The following is an 18,079-nucleotide window of genomic DNA, read 5'->3' as shown; positions in this document are numbered from 1 at the left end:
GCGGGCTAGACGTGTTGCAATCTGTCGCATTCGCTCCGCCGTCAGTATTCGATGTATCGGACTACAAAGGGCGTCATGCCGCTTTTCCGTACCGGCGACACCTTCACGGGTTGACCCACGTCGGGGGCTTCCAACATCAGGCCGTTGCCGAGGTAGAGCGTCACGTGCTGGCTGCCGCCCGGGCCGTAGAAGATGACGTCGCCGCGGCGTGCCAGCGCCGTCGGGATCTGGCGGCCCATCTTGTACTGCGAGCCCGAGTAGTGCGGCAGCTTGATGCCGACCCCGGCGAACGCGTACAGGATCAGTCCGGAACAGTCGAATCCCACGGTGCCCGAACCGGATCCGATGCCGCGACTGGGCCCCGCGGCGTTGCCACCGCCCCAGGAGTAGGGCACCCCGCGCTGCGACATCGCGCGCCGGATCACATATTCCGAGGCCTGCCTGCCGTACACCCGCGGGATCTGGCCGTTGTTGATGCCGGAGGAATCGGGCTTGGCCAGCCCGATCGACTGCAGGAACTGGCGACCGAGGTTCGAGGTCACCTGCGCCGAAGTCTGGGAGATCCCGAGCACCTGGTTGATGACGGCGATCGGGTCGCCGGGGACGTTGGCGCTGGGAATCATCGGCAGCGTCGGGTCCCATGGGCCGTCCCACTGGTCGGCGCGCTTGGCGGCCGCGGGAGCACCGGGGCCGGCTGGGTTGCCCCACCGGTCACCGGCCGGCGCGCCGGTCGCCGGGGCGGCGTCGGACTGTTGCGGGCGGGCCGCGGCGAGCCGGGCCTGCGCCTGGTCGCGCGCTGCGGCCAGGCGGGTGATCTCACCCTGCTGCTCGCCGAACTTGCGGTGGGCGTCGGTGAGCGCGTTGACCGCGGCGTCCTGGCTGGATTGCGCGTCGGCAACGGCCTGGTCGGCCTTCTGCTTGGCCAGCCGGGCGGCCGACTCCTTGTTGAGTTGCTCGATGCGCGACCGCTTCAGGGTGTCCAGCGCCTGCTGGGAACTGAGCGCCAGGGTCTGGCCGGCGGCGGCGGTGGCGATCATCTCCGACGGGTCACGCGCGGTCAGGTAGCTCTCCGAGGGCCCGTTGACGTAGGTCGACGCGGCGAAGGTGTTGAACCGCTGCTGGGCGGCGACGATCGCGGCGTCGGCATCGGCGATAGCCTGCCGGCCGGCGTCGACCTCGTGTTGAGCGGAGGTTGCGTCCTCGCGCGCGGTCTGCAGGTCCACCAGCGCCTTGTTGACGCCTTCCTTCTGTTGCTGGATCTGGGCGCCCAGATCCTGCAACTGCTGGTTGGCGTCGGCGACCGCGGCGATCAACGCGGCGATGCCGTCCGGGTCTGATACCGGTTGAGCCGTCGCCAGACCCGGGGTGCCCAGCAGCATCGCGGCGCTCAGGGCCGACGCTGCAACAGTGCGGCTGAGCCGGGCGGCCGGCGCGAGGACAGAGCCAGCCGAGTCTGCAGCGCCACAGCGGATGCGTCTCATTCGGCTTGGATCTCCTCGGACTCTCAGCAGGCGGCGCCGCGCTTCGGCCGGTGGCAAAGCACTGTTACAACAGCTGCGCCTTTTGAACCATACGTCACATCAGTCACTGGAGAAACGTTCGTAACAAACTACGTTATTGTAATTAAGCCGGTTGTGACCGAATGGTGACCTAGCTATTTGCCGCAGATGCAATGAGGACCGGGCAATCGCCCGATATTCGCAGGCAAAGCTGCTATTCGGCGCCCTCGCCGCTCTGGAGGGCTCGTTTGCTGCGGCGCTGCAGAAAGCGGGTGCCGACGGCCGCGGCCGCCACCCCGATCAGCAATGCCACCGTCAGGCCCGTCCACGGCAGATCGGGGGTGGTCAATTCATGAAGAAAGTTCTGCGCGGAGGTCACCGGGTCGCCGGTTTTGGCGTGGTCCTCGGCGGCCTCCAATTTGGAGCGGTGAAACTGGCCGCTGTAGCTGCCGACATAGGTGGTACTGACCACCAGCACGGTGGCGTCCGGGTAGTCGTAGCCCACCACCGTGGCGACGTCGCGCAGCGCGGTGTCCATCCCTGGGTTGCGGGCGACTTCGACGATCTTGAGGTCGATGCCGTTGCCGGCCGCGTCGGCCACCACCTCACGCAGCGCCGGCACATCGGCGGCCGAGGCGCTGACCCCGTCGGCCGCAACGTCGATCTTGACCAGCTCCATGCACTCGTCCGGCGGGGTGGCCGGGTCCAGCCCGACGGTGATGCAGAGCTCACCGGGGATGTAGGCCGGCAGATGCGGGGTGGTCACGGGAGATGACGGTAGCAAGTGCGGGCCTACGAAGGCAGCTGCCCACACGTAAGCGAACCCGGGCCCAACACCGCGCCCACGCTATCGCCGCCGAGCGAGGCCAGCCAGCAGGCCACCGCCCGACTGAGTGCGGATTCACGCCCTCCAGGTGAGGCGAACCTTACTTTATACAGGACAATCGTACTGTTAGGGTTTATGACGCTCGTCGGCGCGGACCCGTCGGCGCAGGAGAATTCGATACTCGGGGAGTTGAAGTGACCAGCAAAGATTCGCTGAATTCGTTCGGAGCCCGCGACACCCTCTCGGTGGGTGATGAGGAGTATCAGATCTATCGCCTCGACGCCGTCGCCGGCACCGAGAAACTGCCCTACAGCCTCAAGGTGCTCGCGGAGAACCTGCTGCGCACCGAAGACGGCGCCAACATCACCAAAGACCACATCAACGCGATCGCCAACTGGGACCCCGAGGCCGAGCCCAGCGTCGAGATCCAGTTCACCCCGGCGCGGGTGGTCATGCAGGACTTCACCGGTGTGCCGTGCATCGTCGATCTGGCCACCATGCGCGAGGCCGTCGCCGCCCTGGGCGGTGACCCGGAGAAGGTCAACCCGCTGGCGCCGGCCGAGCTGGTGATCGACCACTCGGTGATCCTGGATGTCTTCGGCCGCGCCGACGCCTTCGAGCGCAACGTGGAGTTGGAGTACCAGCGCAACGGCGAGCGCTACCAATTCCTGCGCTGGGGTCAGGGCGCCTTCGACGACTTCAAGGTGGTGCCGCCGGGCACCGGCATCGTCCACCAGGTCAACATCGAGTACCTGGCCCGCACCGTGATGGTGCGCGACGGAATCGCCTATCCGGACACCTGTGTGGGCACCGACAGCCACACCACCATGGTCAACGGCCTCGGGGTGCTCGGCTGGGGCGTCGGCGGCATCGAGGCGGAGGCCGCCATGCTGGGCCAGCCGGTGTCGATGCTGATCCCCCGGGTGGTCGGGTTCAAGCTGACCGGTGAGATCAAGCCGGGGGTGACCGCCACCGACGTGGTGCTGACCGTCACCGACATGCTGCGCCGGCACGGTGTGGTGGGCAAGTTCGTCGAGTTCTACGGCAAGGGTGTCGCGGAGGTCCCGCTGGCCAACCGCGCCACCCTGGGCAACATGAGCCCCGAATTCGGTTCCACCGCAGCGATTTTCCCGATCGACGCCGAGACGATCAACTACCTGCGGCTGACCGGCCGCAGCGAGCAGCAACTGGCACTGGTGGAGGCCTACGCCAAAACGCAGGGCATGTGGCACGATCCGGCCCGCGAGCCGGCGTACTCGGAGTACATCGAGCTGGACCTGGGCACCGTCGTCCCGTCGATCGCCGGCCCGAAGCGTCCGCAGGACCGCATCGAACTCTCCGACGCGAAAACCGCGTTCCGCAAGGACATTCACAACTACGTGGGTGAGGACAGCGACGCCCCACACAGTCAGCTCGACGAGGCCGTGGCGCAAACCTTCCCCGCATCGGACCCCGCGGTGCTGTCGTTCGCCGAGGATGACGCCGAGGAGCCCTCGGCAGCCCACAACTGCGACGGCCGGCCCAGCAAGCCGGTCAAGGTGTCCTCGGCCGAGCGCGGCCGCTTCACCCTGGACCACGGCGCCGTCGTCGTCGCCGGCATCACCTCGTGCACCAACACCTCCAACCCGGAGGTCATGCTGGGTGCGGCGCTGCTGGCCAAGAAGGCGGTCGAGAAGGGCCTGACGTCCAAGCCGTGGGTCAAGACCAACATGGCGCCGGGCTCGCAGGTGGTGACCGACTACTACAACAAAGCCGGCCTGTGGCCGTACCTGGAGAAGCTGGGCTTCTACTTGGGCGGCTACGGCTGCACCACCTGCATCGGCAACACCGGGCCGCTGCCCGAGGAGATCTCGAAGGCCATCAACGACAACGACCTGTCGGTGACGGCGGTGCTGTCGGGTAACCGCAACTTCGAGGGCCGCATCCAGCCGGACGTGAAGATGAACTACCTGGCCTCGCCGCCGCTGGTGATCGCCTACGCCATCGCCGGCACCATGGACTTCGACTTCGCGACCCAGCCGCTGGGGCGCGACTCCGAGGGCAACGACGTCTTCTTGACGGACATCTGGCCTACCACCGCCGAGATCCAGGAGACCATCGCCTCCTCGATCGACCGCGACATGTTCACCAAGTCCTACGCCGATGTCTTCAAAGGCGACGAGCGCTGGCGCTCGCTGCCGACGCCGGAGGGCAACACCTTCGCCTGGGACGAGAAGTCGACCTACGTGCGCAAGGCGCCCTACTTCGATGGGATGCCCGCCGAGCCGGCACCGGTAGCCGACATCACCGGCGCCCGAGTGCTTGCGCTGCTGGGAGATTCGGTCACCACCGACCACATCAGCCCGGCCGGCGCGATCAAGAAGGGCACCCCGGCCGCGCAGTACCTCGAGGCCAACGGGGTCAGCCCGCGCGACTACAACTCGCTGGGTTCGCGCCGCGGCAACCACGAGGTAATGATCCGCGGCACGTTCGCCAACATCCGGCTGCGCAACCAGCTCCTTGACGATGTCTCCGGCGGTTACACCCGTGACTTCACCCAGTCCGATGAAAACGGGGAAAGCCCGCAGGCCTTCATCTTCGACGCCGCGCAGAACTATGCGGCGCAGAACATTCCACTGGTCGTGCTGGGCGGCAAGGAGTACGGCTCCGGGTCGTCGCGGGACTGGGCCGCCAAGGGCACCGTGCTGTTGGGGGTGCGCGCGGTGATCACCGAGTCGTTCGAGCGCATCCACCGGTCCAACCTGATCGGCATGGGCGTGATCCCGCTGCAGTTCCCCGCCGGCGAGTCCGCGGCGTCGCTGAAGCTGGATGGCACCGAGGTGTTCGACATCACCGGCATCGAGGAGCTCAACAAGGGCAAGACGCCGAAGACGGTGCACGTCAAGGCCACCAAAGCCGATGGCAGTGCCGTGGAGTTCGACGCGGTGGTGCGCATCGACACCCCCGGGGAGGCCGACTATTACCGCAACGGCGGCATCCTGCAGTACGTGCTGCGCAACATGTTGAAGTCGAAGTAGGCCAAGTAGTCCAAGTAGGCGGCGAACACCTGATGCCCAGGGTCAGCGAGGATCACCTGGCGGCCCGGCGCCGCCAGATCCTCGACGGCGCGCGGCGGTGCTTCGCCGCCTACGGCTACGACGGAGCCACGGTGCGCCGCCTGGAGCAGACGGTCGGGTTGTCGCGGGGAGCGATCTTTCATCACTTCCGCGACAAGGACACGCTGTTCTTCGAGCTGGCCCAAGAAGACGCTGAGCGAATGGCCGACGTCGCCTCACGGGAGGGCCTGATCGGCGTGATGCGGGACATGCTGGCCGCCCCCGAGCAGTACGACTGGCTGGCCACCCGACTCGAGATCGCGCGCAAACTGCGCCATGACCCGGAGTTCAGCCGCGGCTGGGCGGAGCGTTCGGCCGAGTTGTCTGCTGCCACAACGGATCGGCTGAATCGGCAGAAGCAGGCCGGCCGGCTGCGCGACGACGTGCCCAGCGACGTGCTGCACACGTATCTGGATCTGGTGCTCGACGGCCTGGTGGCACGGCTGGCCTCCGGCGAGGATCCGCAGCGGTTGTCGGCGGTCCTCGACCTGGTGGAGGCTTCGGTGCGGCAGCGCTGATTCGTGTCGCTAGCGCGATCGGGTGCGGTGATTGGGCCCACCGCGGCTGCGCATCGCGGCACCCGACTCCCGCAACATGCTGTGCACGGAGCCGTACGATCGCCCGGTGGACGCCGCCAGGGTGCGGATGCTGGCCCCGCCCTCGTAGGCGTTGCGCAACTCGACCAGCTGTCGGTCCCGCAGCTTGTCCGGCTTCGTCGTCGCCACGTCCCCTCACCATCCCCTCGCTGAGTCAACGGCTTCAGCGTAAGAAGGCGTCGGCGAAACCGGGCGGCTTTGGTGGGATTGCCGTCAGGCCAGCTCGATGAGATCTCGGTACTCCGCCGACCAGTGGTCCTCGGTGCCGTCGGGCAACAACACCACCCGCTGCGGGTCGAGCGCCTCGGCCGCTCCCGGGTCGTGGGTGACCAGCACGACGGCCCCGGCGTAGCTGCGCAATGCGTCGAGCACCTGTTCGCGGGAGGCGGGATCGAGGTTGTTGGTCGGTTCGTCGAGCAGCAGCACGTTGGCGGTGGAGGCCACCAGCCCGGCCAGCGCCAGTCGGGTCTTCTCACCGCCGGACAGCGTGCCGGCCGGCTGATCGAGCTGCGCGCCGGTGAACATGAACGCCCCCAGCAGGCCACGCAGGTCCTGCTCGGGGGTGTCCGGCGCCGCGTGGCGGATGTTCTCCCACACTGTCGCCGCGTTGTCGATGGTGTCGTGCTCCTGGGCGAAATAGCCGATCTTGCAGCCGTGTCCGGGCTCGAGTCGACCCGCGTCGAGGGTTTCCACGCCGGCCAGCACCCGCAGCAGGGTGGTCTTCCCGGCGCCGTTGAGGCCCAGCACGACCACCCGCGATCCCCGGTCGATCGCCAGGTCCACGCCGGAGAACACCTCCAGCGAGCCGTACATCTTGGTCAGCCCGTTGGCCATCAGCGGGGTTTTTCCGCATGCCGCCGGCGTCGGAAACTTGATCCGGGCCACCTTGTCGGCGACGCGTTCCTCGTCCAGTGCCGCCAGCATCCGGTCGGCTCGCCGCAGCATGTTCTGCGCCGCAACGGCTTTGGTGGCTTTGGCACCCAGTTTGGCAGCCTGGGTGCGCAGTGCGGCGACCTTACGTTCGGCGTTGGCCCGTTCCCTGCGGCGCCGCTGCTCATCGGTGGCCCGGGCGTCGAGGTACTTCTGCCAGCCCATGTTGTAGACGTCGGCCTCGCCGCGCACCGCGTCGAGGAACCACACCCGGTTGACCACGTCGGCCAGCAGATCCACGTCGTGACTGATCAGCACCAGTCCCCCGCTGTGGCCCTTCAAGAAGTCGCGCAGCCAGCCGATCGAATCGGCGTCGAGGTGGTTGGTCGGTTCGTCGAGCAGCAACGTGGTGTTATTCGACCCGCCCGCTCCGTCTTCTGAGGCGGCGAACAGGATGCGGGCCAACTCCACTCGGCGGCGCTGGCCGCCCGACAGCGTGCGCAGCGGCTGGGTCAGTACCCGCTCCGGCAGGCCCAGGCTGGTGCAGATCCGGCCCGCTTCGCTCTCGGCAGCGTAGCCGCCCAGCGCAGCGAATCGCTCCTCGAGTTGGCCGTAACGGCGGATGGCGCGGTCGCGCTCGGCGTCGTCGACGACTTCGGCCATCAACACCTGCTGCTTCTCCAGGTCGGCCAGCATGGTGTCGAGACCGCGGGCCGACAGCACGCGGTCGCGGGCCAGGACGTCGAGATTGCCTTCGCGCGGATCCTGCGGCAGGTACCCGACCTCGCCGGTGCGGGTGATGGTGCCCGCATAGGGCTCGCCTTCACCGGCGAGGATGCGCAGCGTGGTGGTCTTGCCGGCGCCGTTGCGGCCGACCAGCCCGATCCGGTCGCCGGGCTGCACCCGCAGCACCGAGTCCACCGAGTCGAGCAGCGTGCGCGCTCCGGCGCGGACCTCCAGGCCCGTTGCGGTGATCACGCGCGCGTACTCCTGTCGTGGTGCTACGTATCGTCGGTACCGACTATTTGTCGTCGGTGAAGGCCGGTGGGCGCTTCTCGGCGCGCGCAGCGACGGCTTCCTCGAAGTTGCTGGTCAGCAGGCGCACGTAGAGCTGTCCGAGCCCCTCGGCCTGCATGTGCCCCTCCAGACTACCGGCGTCGAGTCCGCTCCATAGCGTCCGCTTGGTCAGTTCGGTGCCCGGCCGGGAGAATCCGGCGATCCGTTCGGCCATGTCGTAGCAGGTGTCCAGCAGCGCCGACTGCTCCACCACCGCGGAGACCAAGCCGATTCGCTCCGCCTCGGCGGCATCGACGTCACGGCCGGTGAGCATGATCTCGAACGCCCGCGACGCCCCGATCGCCCGCGGCAGCAGGTAGCTCAGCCCCAGTTCGCTGGCCGTGAGGCCGTTGTTGATGCCGGCCGCCCGGAAGTAGGCGCCGGTCGCGGCGACCCTGATGTCGGCCGCCAGGGCCAAACAGAGCCCGCCGCCGATGGCCGCGCCGTTGACCGCCGCGATCACCGGCTGGTGCAGGCGCCGAAACCCCAGGATGATGTCGTCGAGCAGTTCCATCGACCGCAGCCCGAACGTCGGCCGGGTCAGGCCGGCCACGTGCGGCACCGAACCGGCGGACTTGTGGTCGGCGCCCGAGGAGAACCCCCGGCCCGCGCCGGTCAGCACCACCACCCGCACCGCGTTGTCGTAGCTGATCTGCTCCAGCACTTCGCGCAGCGGCACCATGACGTCGAACGCCATCGAGTTCATCCGCTCCGGGCGGTTCAGCGTGATCAGGGCGACCTGCGGGCGCGGGCGGTCGACCAGGACGAATTCCGAGCCGTTCTCAGCTGTAGCCACGGGTGCACGCTATCGCGTGCCGCGCCTCAGACCTGGTCGGGCTTGCCCTGCTCAGCCTGTGCGGCCAGCGCGGCCTCCACATCGAGATCCTTGACCTGCTGAACCAGGTGCTCGAGTGCCGCCGGGGGCAACGCGCCGGCCTGGTTGAACACCAGCGTGCCCTTCTTGAAGGCCATCAGGGTGGGGATGGACCGGATCTGGGCGGCCGCGGCCAGTTGCTGTTCGGCCTCGGTGTCGACCTTGGCGAACACCACGTCGGGGTGGTTCTCCGAGGCGGACTCGAACGTCGGCGCGAAGGCCTTACACGGCCCACACCACGAGGCCCAGAAATCGACCAGCACGATGTCGTTGTCGGCGATGGTTTCTTCGAATTTCGCTGCGGTCAAGTCTTGAGTTCCCATGATCGGGCCAACGCCCGGGCTCCGCGCGGTGTTCCCGGCACCGCCGGCAGATTTGGCACCGCTTACACAGCGGGCTCACAGCACAGAGCTAGCTGCACACTAGCTCGACCATTGACGGTGGTAGCACGTGTCCGACGGCACACCCGCCGTCGACGTCGACGATCGGAGAAACATTGATGCCCGCTCGCCCCAGCACTTCCGCACCGGCGCTTCGCACGCTCACCGGCGCCGCCGCGCTCTTCGCCGCCGCGCTGGTCCTCCCCTCCCCGGCCCACGCCCAGGGCGACCGCGTCATCGGCCCGGTCACTTCGGTGGCGGGTAACACCTTCGAGGTGGGTCAGCCGGCCGGCACCGCCAAGGTCACCTGGACAGACAACACCCGGGTCTTCGAGTCGGTGCCCGCGCAGCTCGGCGAGATCACCGCGGGCACCTGCATCAAGGCCGGCGCCGCACCCGACAGCAGCCCCGCCGACAGCGGTGCGATCACCGCGAAGTTCGTGTCGATCAGCACCGCGGTCGACGGCAAGTGCCCGCAGCGGCCCGCCGCGGCGGCCGACGCCCCGGCGCCCCCGAAGCCGCACCGTGGCGTCCGCGGTGCCGTCGAGTCCGTCGCGGGCAACACGCTGACGGTCGCCGGCCCGGAGGGTCCGGTCACGGTCACCGTCACCGACGACACCACCGTCCGGCGGAAGGTGGCGGTCAGCGCGCCGTCGATCAGCACCGGAAAGTGTGTCGCTGCTCGCGGCGACAAGGACGCCGAGGGCGTGCTGCAGGCGACCAAGGTCACCGTGTGGAACAGCAACGGTGGTGACTGCCCGCAGCCGGGAGCGTAACGGCCGACGCGGCGATCGCCGATCGCCCTGACGGTGAGCGGCGGCTCCGACCCGCCGCAGCAGGGGCGGGCTGCCCGGATTTTCTTCGGGCAGCCCGCCCCCAACCAATCTCTAACCACCTCGGGAGCAGTGCCGAAGGTCATCACCGGCACTATGGGGAGAACGTCAACCGGCTATTGAAGACGACATCCCCCGAGAGGTGAGGCAATGATGGTCCCGGGTGTAGCCACCGTCGTCGGTGGCATCACCGGTGGCGCGGTGCAGGTGCTGCGAGCCGGCGTGAACAGTGCCGCCGAAAGCACCTCCTGGTTACGCGACAGCGCCACCGACACCATGCAGACGATCCTCGGCCCGGTGGTCGAGACGGTCAGCCAGACCGCCGGGCGGTTCCTGGGCGACTCCGGCAACGGCACGGCGCTACCGGTGCGCTGGCGCAGCGGGCGCCGCGTGCACCTGGACCTGGAACGGCTGCTGCCGTTCTCGCGCTGGTATGAGCACGCCGACTCCGTCGAGCAGCCGGTCCGCAACATTCCCGGCGTGGCCAGCGCCCACATCGAGAGTGCCCTGGGCCGGTTGGTGGTCGACCTGGCGCCGGGCGCCGACAGCGACCGGGTGCTGCGCGCGGTCTGCGACACGGTGACCGCGATAACCAAGGAGCTGGGCCGCCCACGTCCGCAATCGGCACCGCGCACCGCGCCGTTCGCCGATCCGGGAAACCCGCTGGCGCTGCTGGTGCCGCTGACCGCAGCCGCGATGGACGTGGTGGCCATCGGCGCCGCGGTGACCGGCTGGGTGGGCAAACTACCGGTCGCACCGCTGGCGGCCCGCGGCGCCGCCGCCGTCGTCAGCAACCAGCCGCGCATCGTGTCGATGCTGGAATCACGGCTCGGTCGGGTCGGCACCGACCTCGCGCTGGCCGCCTCCACCGCGGTGACCAATGGGCTCACCCAGGCGGTAGGCACCCCGCTGGTGGACCTGGCCCAGCGCGGCCTGCAGATCTCCGAGGCCGCCGCACACCGCCGCCGCTGGGAAGATCGGGAACGGCAGCTGGCGTCACCGCGACGACCGCAGGCCGCGGTGGTTCCGATCATCTCCTCGGCCGGGGCCGGCTCGCACACCGCCCGGCACCACTCGGCGGCCACCGCGGCCGGGGAGGCCTCACACGTGGTGGTCGACGGCGCCATCGACTCGGCCATCGACACCGCCAAGGGATCGATGTCCGGGCCGGTGGAGGAGTACGCCGACCAGGCCGCCAACGCGTCGCTGATCGCCGCCGCGGGCGCGCTGCTGGCCGGCGGGGGCGCAAACGAAGCCGCCGGCGCGGTGCTGGCCGGGGTCCCCAAGGGGGCATACCTGGGCCGGCAGGCGTTCGGCGCGGTGCTCGGGCGTGGCCTGGCCGACGCCGGGCAGCTGGTGTTGGATCCGGGCGCGCTGCGCCGGCTGGACCGGGTGAAGGTGATCGTCATCGACGGGGCGGCACTGCGCGGGGACGCCCGCGCGGTGCTGCACGCCCGCGGCGACCTGCCCGGCTGGGACGAGGACCGCGTCTACGAGGTCGCCGACGCCCTGCTCCACGGCGAGCAGGCCCCCGACCCGGACCCCGACGAGCTGCCGGCCACCGGCGCCCGACTGCGCTGGGTCCGCGCGCAGCCGTCGGCGGCTCCGGTGCAGGGGCTGGAGCGTGCCGATCTGGTCGTCGACGGCGAGACCGTCGGCCGGGTCAAGGTCGGCTGGGAGGTCGACCCGTTCGCGGTGCCACTGTTGCAGACCGCGCACCGCACCGGGGCGCGGGTGGTACTGCGCCATGTGGCCGGCACCCAGGATCTGACCGGCAGCGTCGCAGCCAGTCATCCCCCCGGCACCCCGCTGTTGAAGCTGGTCCGTGAGCTGCGCGCCGACCGCGGGCCGGTCCTGCTGATCAGCGCGCTGCACCGCGACTTCGCCTCCACCGACACGCTGGCCGCGCTGGCCATCGCCGATGTCGGGGTGGCGCTCGACGACCCGCAGGCGGCCACCCCGTGGAGCGCCGACATCATCACCGGCACCGACCTGGCCGCCGCGGTGCGGATCCTGTCGGCGCTGCCGGTGGCCAAACGCGCCAGCGAATCGGCGGTGCGGCTCGCCCAGGGCGGCAGCACCCTGGCCGGGCTGCTGCTGGTCGCCGGCAACCCGCGCGGCGCAGCCGGTCCGTTGGCGCTGCGGCGCTGGCTCAACCCGGTCAACGCCGCCGGGGCGGCCGCTCTGGTCACCGGCACCCTGTCGGCACGCAAGGTGCTGCGCCAGCCCGACCCCACCCCGCAGCCGTTGACCGCCTGGCATGCGCTGGACCCCGAGATCGTCTACTCACGGCTGACCGGTTCGGCGCGGCCGCTGGCCGTCGAGATCGGTCCACCGACCTGGCGCCGCACCCTGGAAGACGTCGCCGATCACCCGGTGCTGGCACCGCTGCGCGGCCCGGCCAACCGGGTGGGCAAACTGCTGGCCGCCACTCGCGAAGAGCTCGCCGACCCGCTCACCCCGATCCTGGCGGTCGGCGCGGCGGCGTCGGCGATCTTCGGCAGCAACATCGATGCCCTACTGGTCGCCGGCGTGATGGCCGCCAACGCCCTGGTCGGCGGGGCGCAACGGCTACGCGCCGAAGCGGCGGTCGCCGAACTCTTCGCCGAACAGGACACGCTGGCCCGCCGCGTGGTGCTGCCGCCGGTCGCAACGACGCAGCGCCGCCTGGATGCGGCCCGCAATGGCCGGCGCACGGTCACACTGACCGCGAAATCACTTCGCCCGGGCGACGTCATCGACCTGGCCGCCCCCGATGTGGTGCCTGCTGATGCGCGGTTGCTGACCGCAGAGGACCTCGAGGTCGACGAGTCGCTGCTCACCGGTGAGTCGCTGCCGGTGGACAAGCAGGTCGATCCGGTCGCCGTCGGCGACCCCGAACGGGCCAGCATGCTGTTCGAAGGCTCCGCGATCGTCGCCGGGCACGCTCGGGCGATCGTGGTCGCCACCGGGGCGGGCACCGCTGCGCGCCGGGCGCTTTCGGCGATCGCCGACGTCGACACCGCGGCCGGGGTGCAGGCCCGGCTGCGCGAGCTGACCGCCAAGGTGCTGCCGCTGACGCTGGCCGGCGGCGCCGCGGTGACCGGCTTGGCGCTGCTGCACCGCGCGTCGCTGCGCCAGGCGTTCGCCGACGGGGTGGCGATCGCGGTGGCCGCCGTTCCGGAGGGCCTACCGCTGGTGGCGACCCTGGCCCAGCTGGCCGCCGCCCAGCGGCTGTCCAAACACGGGGTGCTGGTGCGCACCCCGCGCGCCGTGGAGGCGCTGGGCCGCATCGACACCGTGTGTTTCGACAAAACCGGCACACTGACCGAGAACCGCCTCAAGGTGGTGTGCTCCGTGCCGCCGACGACGGCCGGAGCCGACGACACCGGCAGCCTGGACACCCGGACGCTGCGGGCCGCAGCGCGGGCGTGCACCCAGCCGCGCGACGGCCAGGGCCACGCCCACGCCACCGACGAGGCCATCCTCACCGCGGCGGCTGCCGTAGCCGATGAGGCTGATTCGGCGTGGACGGTGCTGGCCGAGGTGCCGTTCGAGTCCAGCCGCGGCTACGCCGCCACCATCGGGCGAACCGATACCGCACCCCCGATCCTGCTGCTCAAGGGCGCGCCGGAGGTCGTCTTGCCGCGCTGTGAGTTCGCCGACCCCGACGGCGACTACGAACGGGCCGAGGAGCTGGTTTCCGGCCTGGCCGAGCAGGGATTGCGCGTGCTCGCGGTGGCTCAACAACGCTGGGAGCTGCCGACCGCCGAGGAGTCCGACACCGACGCCGACGCCGTCGACGCCGCCGCGCACGATTTGGAGCTGCTCGGCTTCGTCGGGCTGGCCGACACAGTGCGGCCCTCGGCGCGGCCGCTGATCGAGGCGCTGGTCGAGGCCAACCACAAGGTGGTGCTGATCACCGGTGACCATCCGGTCACCGCACGGGCGATTGCCCGGCAGCTGGGCCTGCCGCCGGACGCCCCCGAGGTCACCGGGGCCGAGTTGGCGGTGCTCGACGAGGAGGGGTTCACCAACCTGGCCGCCGGCGCGCAGGTCTTCGCCCGGGTCACCCCCGAGCAGAAGGTGCAGATCGTCGCCGCGCTGCAGCGCAGCGGGCAGGTCACGGCGATGGTCGGCGACGGCGCCAACGACGCCGCGGCGATCCGGATGGCCGACGTGGGGGTCGGCGTCAGCGGCCGCGGCTCGTCGGCGGCGCGGGGCGCGGCCGACATCGTGCTCACCGAAGACGATTTGGGGGTGCTGCTCGACGCCCTGGTCGAGGGCCGCGGCATGTGGACCGGGGTGCGCGATGCGGTCGGCGTCTTGGTCGGCGGCAACGTCGGCGAGGTGCTGTTCACGATCATCGGGACCGCGCTGGGATCCGGGCGAGCGCCGGTGGGCACCCGGCAGCTGCTGCTGGTCAACCTGCTCACCGACATGTTCCCCGCGCTGGCGGTGGCCGTCACCCCGCAGTACCCGCAACCCGACGACACCGATGCCGAATCCGACCGGGCGGAGGAGGAAGCCGAACGCGCCCACCAGCGGGCGATCCTGTCCGCGCCGGCGCCGTCGCTGGACACCTCGCTGATGCGCCACATCATCACCCGCGGCGTGATCACGGCCGCCGGCGCGACCGGCGCCTGGGCGATCGGGCGGTGGACGCCGGGCACCGAACGACGCACCGCGACAATGGGGTTGACCGCACTGGTGGGGACGCAGCTGGTGCAGACGCTGTTGACACGGCGGCACAGTCCGCTGGTGGTGGCGACCGCACTGGGCAGCGCGGTGGTGCTGGTCGGTATCGTCCAGACCCCGGTCGTCAGCCAGTTCTTCGGATGCACACCGCTGGGGCCGGTGGCCTGGGCCGGAGTGGGCGCCGCCACCGGCGCGGCCACCGCCCTTTCGGTGCTGGCGCCCTCGCTGGTGGCGAGCACGATCGGGGTCGCAGACGTCGATCCCGGTTAGCGCGGGTCATCCCGAGCGCCAGGCCGACGGATATGCCGAGGAGCGCGGCGTGCCCGTCAGCCCAGCACCTTGCCGTAGGTCTGCCGGCCCATCAGGTAGGTCGCCTCGACCGCCACGTCACGCAGCTCGGCCGGCGGGATGCCCCGGGGGTTCTGCGACAGCACCACCATGTCGGCGTACTTGCCTTGCTCCAGGCTGCCGATCTCGGTGTCCAGCCGCAGCTGCCAGGCGGCATTCAACGTCTGCGCGCGGATCGCCGCGTCGACACCGATGCGCTGCTCGGGGGCCAGCACCCGGCCGCTGCCCTTGGCGATCCGGTTCACCGCGGTGGCGATGTTGCCGATCGGGTCGGGCGGAGTGACGGTGCCGTCGTTGTGGAACGACAGCCGCAGGCCGGCGTCCAGCGCGGACCGGGCCGACATCCAGTGCGCGCCGTGATCGGGCCCGAACAGCTTGTCCACCAGCACATCTCCCCAGAAGTAGATGTGCTCGATGAACATGCTGGGGGTGACACCCAGCTGCGCGGCCCGGGCGAACTGATCCGGGCGCATCGCGCCGACGTGTTCGATGCGGGGACGCAGCGCCGGGGAGACCCGCGCCTGCTCGAAGGCGTCCAGCACGACGTCGATGGCGGCATCGCCCTGCACGTGGCAGGAGACCTGCCAGCGCTGATCGATGAAGGACGTCGCCAGTTGCTGGATCTGTTCCGGGGTGTAGTTCATGCCGCCGCGGTGGTCGCGGCCCAGACCCATCCCGGCCGTGGTGGCGTTGGTCAGGTATGGGAACGTGGTGAAGATGTTGCCCTGCCACGGTGATCCGTCGGCCCAGATCTTCATGCCGATCTTGTCGAACAGCACGTCGGCACCGGCCCGCTTGCCCCGCATGTTGTCCGCGTCGTCGGCAAGCTCGGGCGTGCCGATCTCGTAGGCGCGGACCCGGATCGCGCAGTCGGGCTGCTGGGCGAGCTTGCCGAACACCTCGGACTGGCTACGCGCATCGTAGGAGTGCTCGGTGGCGGTCGCGATGCCCGCGCGGGCCAGCTGCGCGTAAGCCCAGCGCAGGTTGTCGCCGGCGTTGGCCATGATCGCCCCGGAGAACGGCGCCGTCAGCGCCATCAGCGCCGCCGCCTCGCGCACCTCGCCGGTCAGCTGCCCGTCGGGTCCGCGCAGGTACTGGGCGCCTGGTGGGTTCGGGGTGGTCTTGGTGATGCCGGCGGCGGCGAACGCGGCGGTGTTGCCGTAGCCGGCGTGACCGCTGTTGGTGATGATCACCACGGGGTTCTGCGGTGCCAGTCGGTCCAGCTCGGTTCGGGTGAACGACTGCAGTCCGGTCTGCAGCAGCGGGTCGACACCGTTGAGCAGGATCGGCTGGCCCTTCGGTGTGTCCGCGACGGCCTCGGTGAGCTTCTGGAACACTCCGCCGGCGGTGGAGACCGTGAACGGGCGCACATCGATGGCCGGAGGAGCCAGCGTGGTGCCCATCTCGAACGGGTGGCCATGCGGTTCCACGAACGCCGGCAGCAACGCCCGCCCGCGCAGGTCGACGACGGTGGTCTCCGACCCCCGCAACCGCAGCACCTCTTCGGCAGAGCCGACCATGGTGATCCGGGCGCCGGTGACCGCGAGCGCTTCGGCCTCGGGGGCGCCCGGCGCCACCCGCACCACCGGGCCGCCGATGAAGATGGTGTCGGCCCCGGGGCCCCGCGATCCGCAGCCTGCCAGCCCGCCGACCGCCGTACCGGCCGCCGCGGCCGCCATGCCGACCATGAACCGTCGCCTGCTCGTCGTCACCCTGTCCGCTCTTCCCAGTCGCAGTCGACCGCCGCCAAAGGCCTTACGCGGTTCACGCGACGAGTATGGCAGCGACCGTCACAGTGCTGTCGTCCAGCCACCCGGGGCCACTCCGCCCCGATCACGTGAGAGCGTCGTGATCGCCGCGTACCCAGGCGGCATGTCGGTCGGCGGAGAACCTTATCGCGGCCGCGCCGTCGGCGTCGATGACGTTGTCCAACAGCCCGTATATCCGGTCGAACCGCAGTCCGGCCAGGGTGCCGGCCATCCGCTGCACGACCGCGGCCGACAGCGGGATCCGGTTGGGATAGCTTCGCAGGAAGGCCACGGTACGCCGGTCCGGGTTCGGGAAGACGGTGTCGCCGACCAGCAGCACGCCCCGCCCGTCGGCGCCGTTGTCCCAGCAGGCCACCGCGCTGCCGGGAAAGTGCCCGCCCACCTGCACCACCGTCAGCCCCGCCACCGGCTGCAGACGGTCCGACCAGTAGCGGATCACCGGGTCGGGCCGCATCACCCATTGCGCATCAGCGGCGTTGACGTACACCGGCACCCCACCGAGTCGGTGGCTCCACTGCACCTGCGCGCCGAACATGTGCGGGTGGCTCGCGACGATCCCGGCGACCGGGCCGCGCTCGGTCACCGCGGCCACCGCGGCATCGTCGAGGAAACCCGACGGATCCCACAGCACGTTCCCGCCCGCGGTGCACACCAGCTTGCCGAGTTGGCCGATGCCCAGCGGCGGGGTACTGCCGATCCCGATCAGGCCGGGTTCCAGGACGGCGACGGTGGATCGAACCCCCTCGCCGGCCAGTTCATCCAGCGTCGCCCACCGCTGACCGTCGGCCGGCACCCATTGCCGCTCGTCCGCGCAGATCGCGCAGACGTCCGGCGTGGCGTCGTGCTCGACGCCGCATGTCCTGCACAACCAGAACATGCAGCGGCTCCGCTCAGACCGTGAAGCCGACGGCGCGCATCATCTCGCGGCCCTCGTCGGTGATCTTGTCCGGACCCCAGGCCGGCTCCCAGACCCAGGACAGGTCCAGCTTCTTGACCAGGCCCGCGCCCACGGTCGCGTTCTCGACCTGCTCGGCGATCATGTCCTGCAGCGGGCAGGCCGGTGAGGTGAGCGTCATGGTCACGACGGCGGCGGCGCCCTCCTCGTCGTGGCGGATCGCCAGGTCGTAGACCAAGCCGAGGTCCATGACATTGATGCCGATCTCGGGGTCGATGACGTCGTGCATGGACTCCTCGACCTCGGCGAGCAACTCGTCCGGTCCGGTTTCGCTCATTACTTCATCTCCTGGGTTGTGAGA

13 protein-coding genes are annotated in these 18,079 nt (G+C 70.0%); 4 read left to right on the top strand and 9 right to left on the bottom strand.

The window, feature by feature from the left end; genetic code table 11:
* Window positions 1-41 precede the first annotated feature (41 nt).
* A complete protein-coding gene (gene ripA, locus AWC24_RS17415; RefSeq protein WP_085087013.1) occupies window positions 42-1,481 on the bottom strand; it encodes an NlpC/P60 family peptidoglycan endopeptidase RipA in 1,440 nt (479 codons plus the stop codon).
* 232 nt (window positions 1,482-1,713) lie between these two features.
* Window positions 1,714-2,265: an Rv1476 family membrane protein gene (locus AWC24_RS17410; RefSeq protein WP_085087011.1), complete on the bottom strand. Its 552-nt coding sequence runs from the start codon at window positions 2,263-2,265 to the stop codon at window positions 1,714-1,716.
* 272 nt (window positions 2,266-2,537) lie between these two features.
* Between AWC24_RS17410 and acnA the strand changes: the two genes are divergently transcribed.
* Both acnA and AWC24_RS17400 read left to right on the top strand, forming a co-directional pair.
* Complete coding sequence (acnA, locus tag AWC24_RS17405; protein ID WP_085087192.1) at window positions 2,538-5,342, top strand: aconitate hydratase AcnA; 2,805 nt, start codon at window positions 2,538-2,540, stop codon at window positions 5,340-5,342.
* A 32-nt stretch (window positions 5,343-5,374) separates the two neighbouring features.
* Window positions 5,375-5,938, top strand: coding sequence for a TetR/AcrR family transcriptional regulator (locus AWC24_RS17400; protein WP_013829172.1), 564 nt, complete (start codon window positions 5,375-5,377; stop codon window positions 5,936-5,938).
* Window positions 5,939-5,947: 9 nt separating this feature from the next.
* On the opposite strand, the gene AWC24_RS17395 is transcribed toward AWC24_RS17400, so the two are convergent.
* From AWC24_RS17395 to trxA, 4 genes are all read right to left on the bottom strand, one after another.
* Window positions 5,948-6,145, bottom strand: a complete 198-nt coding sequence (locus AWC24_RS17395; RefSeq protein ID WP_085087009.1) for a helix-turn-helix domain-containing protein — start codon at window positions 6,143-6,145, stop codon at window positions 5,948-5,950.
* A gap of 84 nt (window positions 6,146-6,229) precedes the next feature.
* Entirely contained in the window at window positions 6,230-7,864 is a 1,635-nt protein-coding gene (locus AWC24_RS17390) for an ABC-F family ATP-binding cassette domain-containing protein (RefSeq protein WP_085087007.1), read from the bottom strand.
* A gap of 43 nt (window positions 7,865-7,907) precedes the next feature.
* Window positions 7,908-8,738, bottom strand: a complete 831-nt coding sequence (locus AWC24_RS17385) for an enoyl-CoA hydratase (protein ID WP_085087005.1) — start codon at window positions 8,736-8,738, stop codon at window positions 7,908-7,910.
* A gap of 26 nt (window positions 8,739-8,764) precedes the next feature.
* Window positions 8,765-9,139, bottom strand: a complete 375-nt coding sequence (trxA, locus tag AWC24_RS17380; RefSeq protein ID WP_085087003.1) for a thioredoxin — start codon at window positions 9,137-9,139, stop codon at window positions 8,765-8,767.
* A gap of 176 nt (window positions 9,140-9,315) precedes the next feature.
* Between trxA and AWC24_RS17375 the strand changes: the two genes are divergently transcribed.
* Complete coding sequence (locus AWC24_RS17375) at window positions 9,316-9,972, top strand: DUF5666 domain-containing protein (protein WP_085087001.1); 657 nt, start codon at window positions 9,316-9,318, stop codon at window positions 9,970-9,972.
* A gap of 207 nt (window positions 9,973-10,179) precedes the next feature.
* Window positions 10,180-14,976 carry a cation-translocating P-type ATPase gene (locus tag AWC24_RS17370; protein ID WP_085086999.1) on the top strand — a complete coding sequence of 1,599 codons (4,797 nt, stop codon included), beginning with the start codon at window positions 10,180-10,182 and terminating at the stop codon, window positions 14,974-14,976.
* 56 nt (window positions 14,977-15,032) lie between these two features.
* Here AWC24_RS17370 and AWC24_RS17365 read toward each other — a convergent pair whose 3' ends face one another.
* The 3 genes from AWC24_RS17365 to AWC24_RS17355 all read right to left on the bottom strand — a co-directional run bounded on the left by AWC24_RS17365 (window position 15,033) and on the right by AWC24_RS17355 (window position 18,055).
* Window positions 15,033-16,766: an amidohydrolase gene (locus tag AWC24_RS17365; RefSeq protein ID WP_407663418.1), complete on the bottom strand. Its 1,734-nt coding sequence runs from the start codon at window positions 16,764-16,766 to the stop codon at window positions 15,033-15,035.
* Between the two features lie 121 nt (window positions 16,767-16,887).
* A complete protein-coding gene (locus tag AWC24_RS17360; RefSeq protein WP_085086995.1) occupies window positions 16,888-17,700 on the bottom strand; it encodes an MBL fold metallo-hydrolase in 813 nt (270 codons plus the stop codon).
* A gap of 13 nt (window positions 17,701-17,713) precedes the next feature.
* Window positions 17,714-18,055, bottom strand: coding sequence for a metal-sulfur cluster assembly factor (locus AWC24_RS17355; RefSeq protein ID WP_013829181.1), 342 nt, complete (start codon window positions 18,053-18,055; stop codon window positions 17,714-17,716).
* Window positions 18,056-18,079: the final 24 nt, after the last annotated feature.

The organism is Mycolicibacter senuensis (assembly GCF_002101885.1).
Classification (GTDB): domain Bacteria; phylum Actinomycetota; class Actinomycetes; order Mycobacteriales; family Mycobacteriaceae; genus Mycobacterium; species Mycobacterium senuense.
The sequence above is the reverse complement of the archived record's forward strand: the minus strand, read 5'-3'. Positions and strand labels throughout refer to the sequence as shown.